Source organism: Sphingobium sp. FW305-3-2-15-F-TSA7 (assembly GCF_058787155.1).
The window spans coordinates 84,337-98,935 of the sequence record NZ_JBYSZM010000020.1 but is presented as its reverse complement, the minus strand read 5'-3'; the positions used below and the strand labels follow the sequence as shown (position 1 = coordinate 98,935).

At 64.5% G+C, this 14,599-nt stretch carries 9 protein-coding genes; 5 read left to right on the top strand and 4 right to left on the bottom strand.

What is annotated here, in order from left to right; genetic code table 11:
* Positions 1-14 precede the first annotated feature (14 nt).
* The 3 genes from AC3WN8_RS16770 to AC3WN8_RS16760 are packed head-to-tail and all read left to right on the top strand — an operon-like array spanning position 15 to position 4,327.
* The gene (locus AC3WN8_RS16770) at positions 15-1,568 is read left to right on the top strand and encodes an AbgT family transporter (protein ID WP_492670601.1); all 1,554 of its coding nucleotides are present in this window, start codon (positions 15-17) and stop codon (positions 1,566-1,568) included.
* Positions 1,565-3,400, top strand: coding sequence for a CocE/NonD family hydrolase (locus AC3WN8_RS16765; RefSeq protein ID WP_492670600.1), 1,836 nt, complete (start codon positions 1,565-1,567; stop codon positions 3,398-3,400). Before AC3WN8_RS16770 ends, AC3WN8_RS16765 begins: the two co-directional genes overlap by 4 nt.
* A 9-nt stretch (positions 3,401-3,409) precedes the next feature.
* Positions 3,410-4,327 (top strand): LysR family transcriptional regulator, encoded by a 918-nt coding sequence (locus AC3WN8_RS16760; protein ID WP_492670599.1) that lies wholly within the window; start codon positions 3,410-3,412, stop codon positions 4,325-4,327.
* A 3-nt stretch (positions 4,328-4,330) separates the two neighbouring features.
* Here the strand turns inward: AC3WN8_RS16760 and AC3WN8_RS16755 are convergent, their stop codons facing one another.
* From AC3WN8_RS16755 to AC3WN8_RS16740, 4 genes are all read right to left on the bottom strand, one after another.
* Positions 4,331-5,605, bottom strand: coding sequence for an aminotransferase class V-fold PLP-dependent enzyme (locus AC3WN8_RS16755; protein WP_492670598.1), 1,275 nt, complete (start codon positions 5,603-5,605; stop codon positions 4,331-4,333).
* 32 nt (positions 5,606-5,637) lie between these two features.
* Positions 5,638-7,503 carry a glucans biosynthesis glucosyltransferase MdoH gene (gene mdoH / locus AC3WN8_RS16750; protein ID WP_492670597.1) on the bottom strand — a complete coding sequence of 622 codons (1,866 nt, stop codon included), beginning with the start codon at positions 7,501-7,503 and terminating at the stop codon, positions 5,638-5,640.
* Positions 7,504-7,662: 159 nt separating this feature from the next.
* The gene (locus AC3WN8_RS16745) at positions 7,663-9,177 is read right to left on the bottom strand and encodes an OpgD/OpgG family glucan biosynthesis protein (RefSeq protein WP_492670596.1); all 1,515 of its coding nucleotides are present in this window, start codon (positions 9,175-9,177) and stop codon (positions 7,663-7,665) included.
* A 61-nt stretch (positions 9,178-9,238) separates the two neighbouring features.
* Positions 9,239-10,144: an HNH endonuclease gene (locus AC3WN8_RS16740; protein ID WP_492670595.1), complete on the bottom strand. Its 906-nt coding sequence runs from the start codon at positions 10,142-10,144 to the stop codon at positions 9,239-9,241.
* Positions 10,145-10,272: 128 nt separating this feature from the next.
* On the opposite strand from AC3WN8_RS16740, the gene AC3WN8_RS16735 reads away from it, so the two are divergent.
* Both AC3WN8_RS16735 and AC3WN8_RS16730 read left to right on the top strand, forming a co-directional pair.
* Positions 10,273-12,033 carry a putative bifunctional diguanylate cyclase/phosphodiesterase gene (locus AC3WN8_RS16735; RefSeq protein WP_492670594.1) on the top strand — a complete coding sequence of 587 codons (1,761 nt, stop codon included), beginning with the start codon at positions 10,273-10,275 and terminating at the stop codon, positions 12,031-12,033.
* Positions 12,034-12,387: 354 nt separating this feature from the next.
* Positions 12,388-14,586: a penicillin acylase family protein gene (locus AC3WN8_RS16730; protein WP_492670593.1), complete on the top strand. Its 2,199-nt coding sequence runs from the start codon at positions 12,388-12,390 to the stop codon at positions 14,584-14,586.
* Positions 14,587-14,599 lie beyond the last annotated feature (13 nt).

Here is a 14,599-nt window from a genome sequence, read left to right as displayed (position 1 = left end):
GCTGGGAGAGTCGGATGAACGATCAGGCAGCGGTCGGGCGGCGGAGCTGGCTCGACCGCGTGGAACGGCTCGGCAACGCATTGCCCGACCCGGCCTTCATCTTCGTCGCGCTGATCATATTGGTGATGGCGGTATCGGCGGTCGCGGCGGGGGCGGGCTGGAGCGCGGTCAATCCGTCGACGGGCGATCTCATCGTGGTGGAGAGCCTGTTCTCCGCCGAAAATCTCCGCAAGCTGCTGATCGACATGCCCAAGACGCTCGCGGCCTTTCCGCCGCTCGGTTTCGTGCTGGTCGTGATGCTCGGCGCGGCGGTTGCTGAGCGCGCCGGGCTGTTCACCGTGCTGATCGGGCGCGCGGTGCGCAATCTGCCGATGCGCTGGCTGACGCCGTGCACCTATCTGGTCGGCCTGTTGTCGCACCATGCCGGCGATGCGCCCTATGTCGTGCTGATCCCGCTTGCCGCGATCGTCTATGCCGAGGCAGGCCGTCACCCGCTCGCCGGGATCGCTGCGGCCTATGCCGGCATTTCGGGGGCGTTCGCGGGCAATCTCCTGCCCGGCCAGTTCGACGTGCTCATCCTCGGCATCACCCAGGCCGCGGCGCATCTGCTGGTACCCGGCCATGTCCTCAATCCGCTCGGCAATTGGTGGTTCACCGCGGCGCTCGGCCTGATCCTGCTGCCGATCGTCTGGTTCGTCTGCGATCGCATCGTCGAACCTCGCCTTGCACGCTGGCAGGCCGATGGCCCCGATGCCGGGCTTGCGGCCCCGGTCGGCGTGCTCGACGATGGTCAGCGGCGCGGGTTGCGTCGCGCCGGGCTTGCGGCGCTGGTCGTGGTTGCGCTGTTCGCCGCACTGACATTGGTGCCCGGTTTCCATCCGCTGATCGACGATAGCGCGCACGGCGCGGCGCGGCTGACGCCGTTCTACGGCGCGCTGATCGCCGCGTTCTTTCTGCTCTTCCTTGCCTGTGGCTGGGCCTATGGCGCGGGCGCCGGCACGATCGCATCGCACCGCGATGTCGTGAGGATGATGGGGCAGGGGATGCGCGACCTTGCCCCCTATATCGTCATCGTCTTCTTCGCGGCGCATTTCGTAGCGGTCTTCGCCTGGTCCAATCTCGGCCCGGTCATGGCGATCAAGGGCGCGGAACTGCTGCGCGGTATGGCATTGCCGGTGCCGTTGCTGCTGGTCGCCCTGTTGCTGATGTCGTCGATCTTCGATCTGCTGATCGGTTCGGCGAGCGCGAAGTGGAGCGTGATGGCGCCGATCGTGGTGCCGTTGCTGATGCTGCTCGGCGTTTCGCCGGAGATGACGACGGCCGCCTATCGGATGGGGGATTCGATCTTCAACATCGTGACTCCGGTCGCGTCCAATTTCGTGCTGGTGCTGGTGATGTGCCAGCGCTGGGTGAAGGGGTTCGGCGTCGGATCGCTGATCGCGATGATGCTGCCCTTCTCGATCGCGATTGGCCTGACCGGGCTTGCGCTGGTCGCGACCTGGGTAACGCTCGATCTTCCCGTCGGCCCCGATGCGCCGGCGCGCTATAGCCTGCCGGCGGCGCAATGATCGTGGAAACCGCAGCGATTGCCGACGCGATGGTGCCGATGCGCGACGGCATCCGGCTGGCCACCGACATCTATCTGCCGCCCGACTGGGTTCCGGGCCGGCGCGTGCCGGTGCTGCTGGAACGCACGCCCTATGACAAGCGCGGATCGAACCATGGCGATTTCACCCGCGCTGTGCCACGGCTGCGCAGCAAGCCGGAGATTGCAGGCTGGTTCGCCGAAGCCGGCTATGCCTTTGTCCTCCAGGATTGCCGCGGGCGCTATGGATCCGAAGGGGTCTTCACCAAATATCTGAGCGAGGCCGAGGACGGCGCCGACACGCTGGCCTGGCTGCTCGAACAGCCCTGGTGCGACGGTCGCATCGGGACGATGGGCCTGTCCTATGGCGCGCATGTGCAAAGTGCGCTCGCCTGCCTCGATCCGCCGGGGCTGGGCGCAATGTTCCTCGATTCGGGCGGGTTTTCCAGTGCCTATCATGGCGGCGCGCGGCAGGGTGGGGCGTTCGAGCTCAAGCAGCTGACCTGGGCGCGCAAACATGCGCTGCTCGCGCCGGAGACGGAGGCCGACCCCGTGCGCCGTGCTGCGCTGGAAGCCGAGGATATCGGTGCCTGGACGCGACGGCGCTGGCGCCGGGGCTATTCTCCGCTCGTCGCAGCACCCGAATATGAAGCCTTTATCCTCGAGCAATGGGACAATGACCGGCTCAGCGATTTCTGGAAGCAGTTGGGCATCTATGCGCGCGGCTATTATGATCGTTATGCCGATGTGCCGATGGTCCATATGGCGAGCTGGTACGATCCCTATTCGCAGACCGCGATCGACAATTTCATGGGGTTGGCACCGATCAAGCGCGGGCCGGTGAAGCTGGTGCTGGGCCCCTGGACGCATGGCCAGCGTTCGGTGACCCATGCCGGCGACGTCGATTTCGGCGCCGAAGCGACGCTCGACGGGCATGTCGGCACCGATTATTTCACGCTGCGCCGCGACTGGTTCGACCGGCATCTGCTGGGCCGGGATGCGCCCGAGCATCTGCCGGCACCGGTGCGGATCTTCGTGATGGGCGGCGGCAGCGGGCGGCGGACGCCGGAAGGGCGGCTCGATCATGGCGGTCGATGGCGCGACGAACAGGAATGGCCGATCGCGCGCGCCGTGCCGATGACGCTCTACCTCCATGGGGATGGTGCGCTGGATCTGTCGGTTCCCGATGCGGACATCCAGCCGCTGGCCTACGATTTCGATCCGGCCGATCCGGTGCCGACAATCGGTGGCGCCATCGCATCGGGCGCTCCGCTGATGTTCGCCGGCGCCTATGACCAGCGCGAGACGCCCGAACTGTTCGGTGCGACGATGCCGGGGCGGGCGCTTGCCGAGCGCGCCGATATATTGGTGTTCGAGACGCCACCGCTCGACGCGGCCATCGAGTTGACGGGAAACGTGGTTGCCCATCTCCACATCAGCTCTTCGGCGATCGACACCGATTTCACGATCAAGCTGGTCGATGTCCATCCGCCCAGCCCGGATTATCCGGAGGGCTATGCGATGAACCTCGCCCATGGCATTCTGCGTGCGCGGTTTCGCACGTCGTTCGAGACGCCGGAACCGATGGAGCCGGGCAAGATCTATGCGCTGTCGATCCCGACCTTTCCGACGAGCAATCTGTTCCTTGCCGGGCACCGCATCCGGATCGAGGTGTCGAGCAGTAATTTTCCGCATTTCGACGTCAATCCGAACTGCGACTGGCGCGTCTCCGGCGCGTCGCCACAGGTCGCCCGCAACCGGATCCATGTCGATCGCGATCATCCCTCGCACATCGTGGCGCCGGTTGTTCCCTGAGATGCAACTGTGACGGCGCCGCGACGGAATGCGTCCACGCTGGGCGTGCGTGCGCTGACGACCTTTGCCGAGGTGATCCGCACCGGATCCGCCACCAGCACGGGGCGCAATCTCGGCATGACCCAGCCGGCGGTCAGCCGGATCATCGCCCAGCTCGAAAGCACGGTCGGTTTCGAACTCTTCTATCGCGACCGCGGTCGATTGGTCGCCACCAAGGATGGCCTGGCGCTGGCGGAGGAAGTGGAACTGGCGCTGGCCGGGTTGCGCCGGGTCGACAGTCTGGTCAGCGATATCGCGACGTCGGCGGTCGGCGAATTGCGCGTGGTGGCGCCGCCCAGTTTCGCCGAAGGATTGCTGCCCGAGATCGTCGCAGCGTTCCTCGATCGCTTTCCGGGGGTTCGCTTCAGCCTGGATTCGCGGACGACCGAGACCGCCAAGGCGATGATCGCGACGCGTGTCGTCGATTGCGGTTTCATGAAACTGCCCGTCGACGATAGTGATCTGCGCTGTGAACCGCTGATGGCCAATGGCTCGGTCTGCGTGCTCACCGCCGATCATCCGCTGGCCCGCCATGTCACGTTGACCCCTGAATTGCTGGCGGATCAGCCGTTGATCCTGCTCGGTTCAGGCCGGCAATGGCGCGTGCAGGTGGACGAGGCCTTTGCCGCATATCGTCTGCGCCCCCGCGTCGCGATCGAAACCCATACGCACGGCTCCGCCTGCGCGCTGGCGGCGCGGGGTGTGGGGATCGCGATCGTCAATGAACGGCTGGCGCACAGCTATCTGCGCGATCCGCTCGTCGCGCGCGTATTCGCGCCGCAGATCATGCACGAATATGCCTTCGTCACCTCGGCGCTCTCGCAGCCTTCGCGGCTGGCGCGCGAGTTTCACGATCAGGCGCGCGCGCTTCTGGCGACACCAGACTGATCGTCAGGCCCGGCTCAGCAGGTCGGCCACCAGCGCGATCTCGTCTTCGCTATTGTAGAGATGGGGAGAGAAACGGATCAGCGGCTGCCCGTCGGCTTCGGTCTGTGCGGTCGCGACCTTTGCCGTGTTCCACAGCCGGGCGCGGATCGTGGCGACATCCTTGCCCGGAAAAGCGACGGTGATCACCGGGCCGGACAGGTCGGGATGAGGGGAGCCGATAATCGCTGCGCCGGGCACGCGTGACAGCGCGGTGCGCATCGTTCGGGCGGTGGCGCGTACGCCGCTTTCGACCGTCGTTTCGCCGATCCCGTCCATCGTATCGAGCGCGGCTTCGATCGCTTCCAGCTTGGGATCGTCGCGCTGGCCGAGGATCTCGTATTTCTGCGCGGTCTCGAGATTCTTCGGATCGGTCAGCCAATAGCCATGGCTGAGCATCAGCGGACTGAGCTGTGCCTGCCGTTCGCGCCTCACATATAATAAGCCGCCTTCGAGCGGGCCGAGCAGCCATTTATGCGTGCTGCCCGAATAGGAATCGACGCCGAGCGCTGCCATGTCGAGCCGAAGCCAGCCAAAGGCCTGTGCGCCATCGACATGAAGCCATGCGCCGGCCTTGCGCGTCAGGGCGGCGATGTCCGCGATCGGATAAGCGAGACCGGTGACGTTGGTGATGTGCGACAGGAACACGGCACGCGTTCCGGGCGTGATCGCGGCGGCGAACGCGTCGACGATCTGCTGAGGCGCGGCGGCGGCGACGGGCACCGGCAATATCACGAGTTCCAACCCCTCACGGTGCGCGCGCAGCCGCCAGGTATCGAGCGTCGACTGATGATTGTGCGCGGTCAGGACGACGCGGTCGCCGCGTTTCAGGTCGAGCCCCAGCACCGCGACGCTGTTGGCTTCGCTCGCGTTGCGGACGAGCGCGATTTCGTCGGGATGCGCACCGATCCGCGCCGCGAGCCGTGTGCGCAGCCGGGTGGCGATGACGGGATAGCGTTCGCGAAACTCGCGCGAGGGATTGTGCTGAAAGGCGGCGGTTCCGCGGGCCTGTACCTCCGCTACCCTGCGAAAGCTCGGGCCGATATTGGCGGCGTTGAAATAACGGACATCGGGCGCGAGCAGCAATTGCTCGCGCAATCCGGCAGCGGTGAAGGCGGCTTTGACGGCTTGTGCCGGGGGCGAAGAGAGCGCGGGGGCCGACGACAGCGCAAACGGCGTGATCGTTGCGACCTGCAGCATATCCCGCCGGGAAAGCCCGCCCGTCCTGGTCGATCTTGCCATATTCGCCCCCATTGCCCATTCGGGCAGGCAGCCTATCGCATGGTCGACGGGACGGATAGGGTGAGGCGATCGCCATCGGTGGCGGTGCGGAGTGCTCCGATATCGGCCAGATCTCCCGATGCCGGCACGGCAAATGCGGCCTCGTCCAGCGCGAGGATGCCGCGGCGTGCCAGTTGCGCACCCCAATCGGCCCGCGCGGTGAGCGACGCCGTGACCGGCGCGAGCAGCAGGCTGAGCACGATCGGAAGCAGCCACAGTGTCGCCCCGCCCGCGACCAGGATCATCGCAAGGAAGAGCAGGCCGGTACCGACATGGTAGCGATAATCGGTCACGGCCTGACGCAGCGGAATGCCGTCGGCATCGCGTCGCTGCGGGCGCCAGCCGCTCGGCTTGCCACGGGCGATATCGATCACGGCGATGGTCTGGCTGATCATCGTCACCGGCGCCACCGCCATCGCAAGCGGCACTTCCAGCGCCATGGTGCGCATGATGTTCCGCGTTCCGCCGAGGCTTTCGCGCTGTGCGCGATCGATCAGGATCCACGCAAAAGCCAGCAGCTTCGGCCCGAACAGCAATGTCAGGGTGAGCATGATCGGCCAGAGCGACGGTGCGAAGGATGACGCGTCGATCAGACCGACGCCCTGGAGCAGGGTGACGAGCGCCAGCGCCAGCCAGAGCGGGGAGGCGAGATAGGCCGAGGCCCCCATCAGCAATTGCAGCCGGTTGATCCAGTGAAAGCCACCCGCGGCCAATAGCCGGATATGCTGGAGATTGCCCTGGCACCAGCGCCGGTCGCGCACGGCATGGTCGCTGAGCGTCGGCGGGAATTCCTCATGACTGCCCTCGACTGCGACCATATGCACCGCCCAGCCACGCCGGCGCAGCAATGCTGCTTCGACCATGTCGTGGCTCATGATGTGGCCGCCCATCGGTTCGCGCCCGCTCAACTCAGGCAAACCGCAGCTCTCCGCGAACGCCTTCACGCGGACGATGGCGTTGTGGCCCCAGAAGGTAGCCTCCGGGCCCGACCACCAGATCAGACCGGCGGTCGAGATCGGGCCGTAGGCGGCAGCGGCGAATTGCTGCCAACGCGCGAATATCGTGCGGCTGCCCACAACGCTGGGGACCGTCTGGATCAACGCCACGCCAGGGCTGCGATCCATCACACCGGCCAGCCGCGCCATCACGTCGCCGCTCATCAGGCTGTCGGCGTCGAGGACGATCATATACTCATAGGCGCCGCCGAAGCGGCGGACCCAGTCGGCGATATTGCCGGGCTTGCGCGCGATATTCTGCGGGCGACGGCGATAATATATGGGCAGGGCGCATGTGTCGCGCAGCGCGCGATATGCCGCATGCTCGGCATCGGCGGCGGTGGCGCCGGAATCGCTCAACAGGAAGATATCGAACTGCCTGGCGACGCCGGCGCGTTCCAGCATCGCGCTCATCTGCGTAACGCGTGTGGCGATCGGACCCATATCCTCATGATAGATCGGTACGAGCACCGCCGTTCTTCGCCGCGGAATGGTCAGGGGCCATGTGGCGCGCGGTTTTCCGCGTTCCGCGAAGAGCACGCAAAAACCGATCGCCGCATTTACGAAACCCAGCGCGATCCAGCAGAACAGGCTCAAGGTCAGCATGAACAATGCGCCGTCGAGCAAGCGGGGCAGGCTGAGACCCGCCAATGGACGCATCATCTCGGTCGCGGCGAACATGCCGAGCGCGAGCGTGGCGACGACCACCAGGATCCGCCGCTCGACCATGTCGTCGGGTGTGGTCACGACGCGGCGGCCGGGGCGTGGCGCTTTCTGGAACGACTGGATGGGCATTTCGAGCCGGGCTTCGGGCGGCAATTCACCGGCGACGCCGGCTGGACCGATGGGGGCGAGCGCCAGCATGTCGTCCGACAAACGTGGCTGTGGGGAACCGTCCGGCAATGTGCGACCTGTACGCTGTTTATACGGCAGTTTCCGTCCCTTTTCTCTGCAAGGGTACGGTGTCGGCTCAAAACTGCCGGGCCGGTGGAGCGTTCCGGGCGATTGCCGGTTTTTTGCGCTTCAGCCGAGCAGATAGAGCCATGTCTCGGTAAGTGGCTGATTTCGCATATCGAGGATCGCGCGCACGTCCAGCGGCCGCTCGCCGTCTCGTTGGATATCCAGGATGAGCCGCCACAGATTGACCTGTCCATCGACCGGGTAGCAGCCCTGATTGACCACGCGTCCGCCGACAACGCTGGTGCGCGGCGCGACAGGGGAGTGGTGGGTGAGCCCCGCGAACCGGTCTCCGGCGAAATCGACGACGAATTTGACGATATCGGGCGAAGGCGGCTTACCCGGGATATTGCCCTGTCCTATGCGGCAGGCGACCGCACGCGCCACGGTCATCGGCTCGGGCTCGCCACCGATCCATCGCATCCGATAATCGTGCGCCAGCGTGTCTCCCGCCTTTGCGATGCGTTCGGGCGTCCAGAAGGCGACGACATTGTCGGCATATTCGGTGTTCGTCGGGAACTCGTAGAGCGTCACCGCACCTTTGCCCCAGTCGCCCTGCGGTTCGATCCACAGGCTCGGCCGCTTCTCGTAAAAGACGCCGTCATCCTGATAATGACCGAATTCGCGGTCGCGCTGCATCAGGCCGAAACCCTTGGGGCCTGTATCGGCGAAGCTGCTGGTCCGCGGCCGCGGCGGATTGGCAAGGGGGCGCCAGATCCTCTCGCCCGCGCCCGTCCGGATCGCGAGGCCGTCGGAATCATGGATTTCGGGCCGCCAGTCGCGCGCCGGGCCGCGATCGCCTTCGGCATACCAGTACATGCTGGTAAGCGGCGCGATGCCGAGCCGTTCGACCGCATTCCGCATATACAGCACCGAACTCACCGACTGGACGGTTTCGTCGGCACGTCGTTCGCTGACGATCCGATAGGCGCCCGCCACGCTCGGTCCGTCGAGCAGTGCATAGACCGTGACGGCGGCGCCCTTGTCGCGCTCCAGCCAGATATGGGTGAAGACCGGAAACTCCTCCGCCGTACTGGCGCCCGCGTTCACCGCCAGCCCCCGCGCCGAAAGGCCATATTGGGCGAGCGGCCCGGCGGCGCGGAAATAGGATGCGCCCTGGAATGCCAGCCAGTCGCCGCGCCCGCCTGGATTCATCACGCGGAAACCCGAAAAACCACCGCCGCGCCCGATCGCCGCCATCGGATGATCGGCGGGATGACGATAAAGCGCCGGATCATAGGCAAAGGGGCGGGCGATGCCGTTCTCGACCACCGCAATCGAAACCGGATGACGCGCAGTGGTCGTCAGCGGAAAGAAGCGGATGCCGCCATCGCCCCACAACGTGCGGTCGGGCCGATATTCGACATTATTGGCGGCATCATAGCCCATCTTGTCGAGCAGGGCGCCGGCATCCGAGGACGGACGCCAGGCCTGACGATGCAGGGCGAGCGCGCGCTGCTGGAGCAGTTCCCAGGAAAAGGGCTCGCCACGGCCGGCTGCGGTCGCCGCGCGCACCGGTGCCAGCCGCGCCAGCGCCAGCATGCCCGCCAATCCTGCAATCGCTTCGCGCCGTGTCGTCATCTATTGCCTCGTTGCCGGGACAATAACGATATGAAAGCTGAACGGCTCCCGACCAGGCCGATCAATGCTTGAAGCAATGTTCGCGATGCCAGCCGAGGAAATGCGGATGCGGTCGGTCGATCGCGCGAAGGGGCAACAGCGCGTGGCCGCTCGCGTTGATCATCGCCCGCACGCTGTCCGGATCATTGACCTGACGGGATATGAGGATTTCGAGATCGTCACCAAGGCCGATCAATCCGCGATCGAACATCCAGTGCGCGGTACCCGAAAGGGCAATCCCGTTGCTGACGATATCGGGGCCATTGGCTTCGACGGGTCGGATATGCGCGGCCTCGACTTCGGCACGGCCGCCGCCATTGATCAGTTTCAATCCGGTCACTGCGCAGCGCGCATCATAAGCGCGTAGAATCACCTGCCGGAATATACGGTTTCGCACGATGCGCGAGGTATAATAGCGGATCCGGTCGCGTTCCTGTTCGAAGGGAAGCACAGTTTCTCGCAGGCGCAAGTCCATCGGCTCATCTTCGGAAAGATCGTCGATCCGCGGCAGGGGTGCCTCGTGATCGTCAAGGCCGAGCGTGACGATGCGGTTGAAATCGCCCGGCGAGATCGACCGGATAGCGGACTGTGCACGGCCGGAGATTTTCCCTTCATCGTTCAGCAAGCCCAGTTCGACCAATCCGCCGGGCCCGCTGAACGGTACCGGATTGGTGAATTCTAGATAGCTTCCCGGTTCGATGAGCGCGAGATACATGCCGGGCGCGCTGGGATCCGGTATCACCTTGTCGACCTTGGCGATCGCGTAATAGCCTCGTGTGCCCGCTGCCTTGCGCGGCGCATAATAGATAACCCAGTCGCCGATGCAGGATTGGGCGCGTCCGAGATACTGGCTCGGGAACTGGTAATGTTCGGTCGGGAGGTCGCTATAGATCGAGTCGGTGCGATGGATAAAGACGCCGAACGGCATTCGCCAAATCCCTCCCGCCAAGAAAATCACCGTTATTGGTCACCATCCTTAAAGTCGATACCCAAATCGGGAGCTATTTAGATTTGAGTAAGACCAGTTGGGCATTGTCTGGGCGGAGAGGCTGCCCAGTGAACGAACTTGATGCCAACGGCGACAATGCGGTCGCGAAGCCGCTGCTGATGGATCGCCGGAGCCGCGATCGTGCGGCCGATGTGCTCGTTCCTTTCGCCCATGTCGCGCATCAGGCGCTGATCACGACCGACGGTGCCGGTCGGATCACATTCTGGAACCATGGGGCCGAGCGGATGTTCGGCTATGAGAGTGCCGAAGTCGAGGGGCAGTTGATCGAACTGATCGTGCCCGAGCGTTTCCGCGCCGCGCATCGTGAGGGCCTGGCCCGGGTCGCCGCGGGGGGACCGTCGCGAATGACCGGCCGGCCGCTCGAAGTGATCGCGATCCGCCGCGACGGATCCGAATTTCCCGCCGAATTGTCGCTTTCGATCTGGGAAGGGCCGCTCGGCTTTGGGATCGGTGCGCAATTGCAGGATATCTCGGAACGCAGGGCGCGGGAGGAGAGGCTCCACCATCTTGCGAACCATGACGACCTGACCGGATTGCTCAATCGCAACAGTTTCAGGACGCGGATCGAGGCGCAACTGGAGGGCAGCGGCTTCGCGACCGTGCTGGTGCTCGATCTCGCCGATTTCAAGGGCATCAATGATGGGTTGGGGCACGCAGCCGGAGATACGCTGCTGCAGGCGCTTGCGCTTCGTCTGGCGACGTCGATCGGGCCGGATGAGGCACTGGCGCGGCTGGGTGGCGACGAATTCGCCATCCTGCTTTCCGATGCGCAGGATCCGCGATGGATCGGCGCGCGGGCAGAGGTGTTGCTTGATCTGATCAGCCGGCCATTTTCGGTCTGCGGACATCAGCTTCATCTGTCGGGAAGTGTCGGCATCGCGCTTGCGCCGCTGCATGCCCGCGATGCGGAAGAGCTTGTGGTGCGCGCCGACCTCGCGCTGTTCAGGGCGAAAAGCGATGGTGGGCGTCGCTATCGGCTGTTCGACACGGGCATGGAACGCCAATTGTCCGCGACGCGCGCGTTTCAGGACGAAATCCGCGACGCTTTTACCGATCGGCAGTTCGAATTGCATTTCCAGCCGCAGGTCAGCCTTGTCGATCACCGGCTGATCGGAGCGGAAGCATTGCTGCGCTGGCGGCATCCGACGCGCGGACTGCTATATCCCAAATCCTTCCTGCCGGTCCTGGAAACACACGCGCTTGCCTTCGAAGTGGGATGCTGGGTGCTCGACGAGGCTTGCCGCAACCTTGCGCAATGGCGGCGTGCCGGGGTTCCGCCGATCCGGATGGGCGTCAATCTCTTCGCGGCGCAGCTTCGCACCGGCACGCTTGCCCAAGTGATCGATGCCGCCCTGTCGCGACATGGACTGCTGCCCGGCGATCTCGAGATCGAAATCACCGAGACCATCGTGCTTCGCCATGATTTCAACGCCCTGGAACCGCTTCGGGAAGTCCATGCCCGCGGCGTGAGCATCGCGTTCGACGATTTTGGCACCGGATTCGCATCGCTCAGCACGTTGAAGAATTTCCCGCTGTCGCGCCTCAAGCTCGATCGCAGCTTTGTCCAGGATCTATGCTTCGATCAGCACAGTGCTGCGATCGTGAAGGGTGTGGTGACGATCGGCCACAGTCTCGGCCTGGACGTGATTGCCGAAGGTATCGAGACAGTCGAGCAGGAGACGCTGTTGCGCGAATGGTCGTGCGATGCGGGGCAGGGTTTCTATTACGGCCATGCCGTTTCATCGGACGCGTTCATCGCGCCGTTCGGGGTGGACAGCGGCAAGCTCGCGGCAGGCGCATATCGCTAGGGCAACTTTCGTTGCCAGCGGATTGACTCGAAATGAAATCGGCAGATGATGGCCGACGCAGCAAAGTCTGGGATGTCTGCGCGCCGGCCATCGGTGAGTATCGCTACCCGCCACGGCCTTGAAGGGACCGCTTGGCGGCTATGGCACCGTATCGGGCCGGCGCTATTGTTTTTCGACCAAAGGCGTTTGTCGACGGGCCGCTTGCCGGATCCATGCCGGCGTGCATCACCGCCCGATCCAAACCTCTACCGGAATGCGCAAAACCGACGTCCGCCCGTCGGCTTTCCGAATGATACGCTCTTGTCCTGCACCCGCCGATGACGGCATGAGACGCCGGAACGGGAGAGGATGGGCATGGTGAGACTGATGACGATCGATGCAGCCGGCCGCCTGGCTCTTGCCGTCGCCTTGCTGTCGGTTGCGGCACAGGCCCAGGCGAGTTGCGGTGTCGCTGCGGGGGCTGCGATACGGACCGTCCCATATGACGTCACCATCACGCGCGACGATTGGGGTATCGCTCATGTCGAGGGCAAGACCGACGCCGATGCGGTGTTCGGCATGATCCATGCCCAGGCCGAAGACGATTTCAACCGGATCGAGACCAATTATCTGGTCAATCTCGGCCGGCTGGCGGAAGCGGAGGGCGAGCGGGCGATCTGGCAGGACCTCCGCCAGCGCCTGTTCCTCGACCATGACGAACTCAAGGCCGATTATGCGAAGAGCCCGGCCTGGCTGAAGACACTGATGATCGCCTGGGCCGACGGGCTCAACCACTATCTCACCACCCATCCCGAAACCTGCCCACGCGTCATCACGCGCTTCGAACCCTGGATGGCGTTGTCCTTCACCGAGGGCAGCATCGGCGGCGATATCGAGAGTGTGCCGCTCAGTCAGCTTCAGGCATTTTACGAGAACCGGCCGATCCGGATGAGCGCACTCGAACGCGGCCTGGTCTTCCGCGAACCGCAGGGGTCGAACGGTATCGCCATCGCAGCGAGCCACACCAGGGACGGCAAGGCGCTGTTGCTGATCAATCCCCACACCAGCTTCTTCTTCCGGTCCGAATTGCAGATGAAGAGCGGCGAGGGGCTCAATGCCTATGGCGCCGCAACCTGGGGACAGTTCTTCATCTATCAGGGTTTCAACGAGAAGGCCGGCTGGATGCATACCTCCAGCGGCATCGACAATGTCGACGAGTTCGCCGAGACGATCGTCGAAAAGGCCGATGGCAGCCGTGCCTATCGCTATGGCAAGGCATTGCGCCCGGTCGGCACGCGACAGCTGACCCTGTCCTATCGCGCCGCCGATGGCAGCATGAAGCAGCGCGACTTCACCACCTATGCGACGCATCACGGCCCGATCGTCCGCCGTGACGATCAGGGCAGATGGATCGCCTTCGCATTGATGAACCGCCCGATCGCCGCGCTTCAGCAAAGCTATCTGCGCACCAAGGCGCAGGATTATGCGAGCTTCCTGAAAGTGGCGGAGCTCAAGGCCAATTCGTCGAACAACACGCTGTTCGCGGATGCCAAGGGGCAAATCGCCTATCTTCATCCCCAGTTCGTGCCGATCCGCGATGGGCGGTTCGACTATCGCAAGCCTGTGGACGGCAGCGACCCGGCGACCGACTGGAAGGGACTGCACAGCCTGGCAAGCCTGCCCCAGGTCGTGAATCCGAAAAATGGCTGGGCGTTCAACGTCAACAACTGGCCCTGGACCGCGGCGGGCGCGGACAGCCCGAAGGCGGCGGATTTTCCGCGCTATATGGATCAGGTCGGCGAGAATCCGCGCGGTGCTCATGCCGAGCGCGTGCTGAATGCGCGACGCGACTTCACGCCGCAGACGCTGATCGATGCGGCCTATGATCCCTATCTGACCGCCTTTGCGCGCTTTCTGCCGAAGCTGCTGGCCGCGTATGACCGTGCGCCCGATCCGAAGCTTGCCGGGCCGATCGAATTGCTGCGCGGCTGGGATTATCGCTGGAGCGCGGACTCCGCGCCGACCTCGCTCGCGGTCTTCTGGGGTGAGGCGCTGTGGGCGAAGACGTCGGAAGCGGCGGAGGCGGCGGACATGACGGTGTGGGATTATATCGCCGATCGTGCGACCGACACACAGCGGCTTGACGCTCTGCGCGAGGCGGCCGACCGCTTGACCAAGGATTTCGGCGGCTGGCGCGTGCCCTGGGGGGAGATTAATCGCTATCAGCGCAACGACGGTGCGATCGTCCAGACCTTCGACGACAGCAAGCCGAGCGTCGCCGTGCCTTTCACCTCGGCGCAATGGGGCTCGCTCGCCGCCTTTGGCGCGATGCGCTATCCGGGGACGAAGCGTTATTACGGCACGCGCGGCAACAGCTTCGTGGCCACGATCGAATTCGGTTCCCGCCTGCGCGCCTGGGCGGTCAGCGCAGGCGGAGAGAGCGGCGATCCGGCGTCGAAGCATTTCGCGGATCAGGCGCAGCTCTATGCCGACGGCAAGCTGCGGCCGGTATATTTCTATCCCGAGGACCTGGCGGGGCATATCGCGCGACGATATCGGCCGGGGGACCGGTGAGAGGGGCAACATC

What these genes read in the sequence shown, in the direction of transcription:
- AC3WN8_RS16770 (WP_492670601.1), top strand. Translation starts at nt 15, where the DNA reads ATGAACGATCAGGCAGCGGTCGGGCGGCGGAGCTGGCTCGACCGCGTG.
- AC3WN8_RS16765 (WP_492670600.1), top strand. Translation starts at nt 1,565, where the DNA reads ATGATCGTGGAAACCGCAGCGATTGCCGACGCGATGGTGCCGATGCGC.
- AC3WN8_RS16755 (WP_492670598.1), bottom strand. Translation starts at nt 5,605, where the DNA reads ATGGCAAGATCGACCAGGACGGGCGGGCTTTCCCGGCGGGATATGCTG.
- mdoH (WP_492670597.1), bottom strand. Translation starts at nt 7,503, where the DNA reads ATGCTGGCGCTCGCCCCCATCGGTCCAGCCGGCGTCGCCGGTGAATTG.
- AC3WN8_RS16745 (WP_492670596.1), bottom strand. Translation starts at nt 9,177, where the DNA reads ATGACGACACGGCGCGAAGCGATTGCAGGATTGGCGGGCATGCTGGCG.
- AC3WN8_RS16740 (WP_492670595.1), bottom strand. Translation starts at nt 10,144, where the DNA reads ATGCCGTTCGGCGTCTTTATCCATCGCACCGACTCGATCTATAGCGAC.
- AC3WN8_RS16730 (WP_492670593.1), top strand. Translation starts at nt 12,388, where the DNA reads ATGGTGAGACTGATGACGATCGATGCAGCCGGCCGCCTGGCTCTTGCC.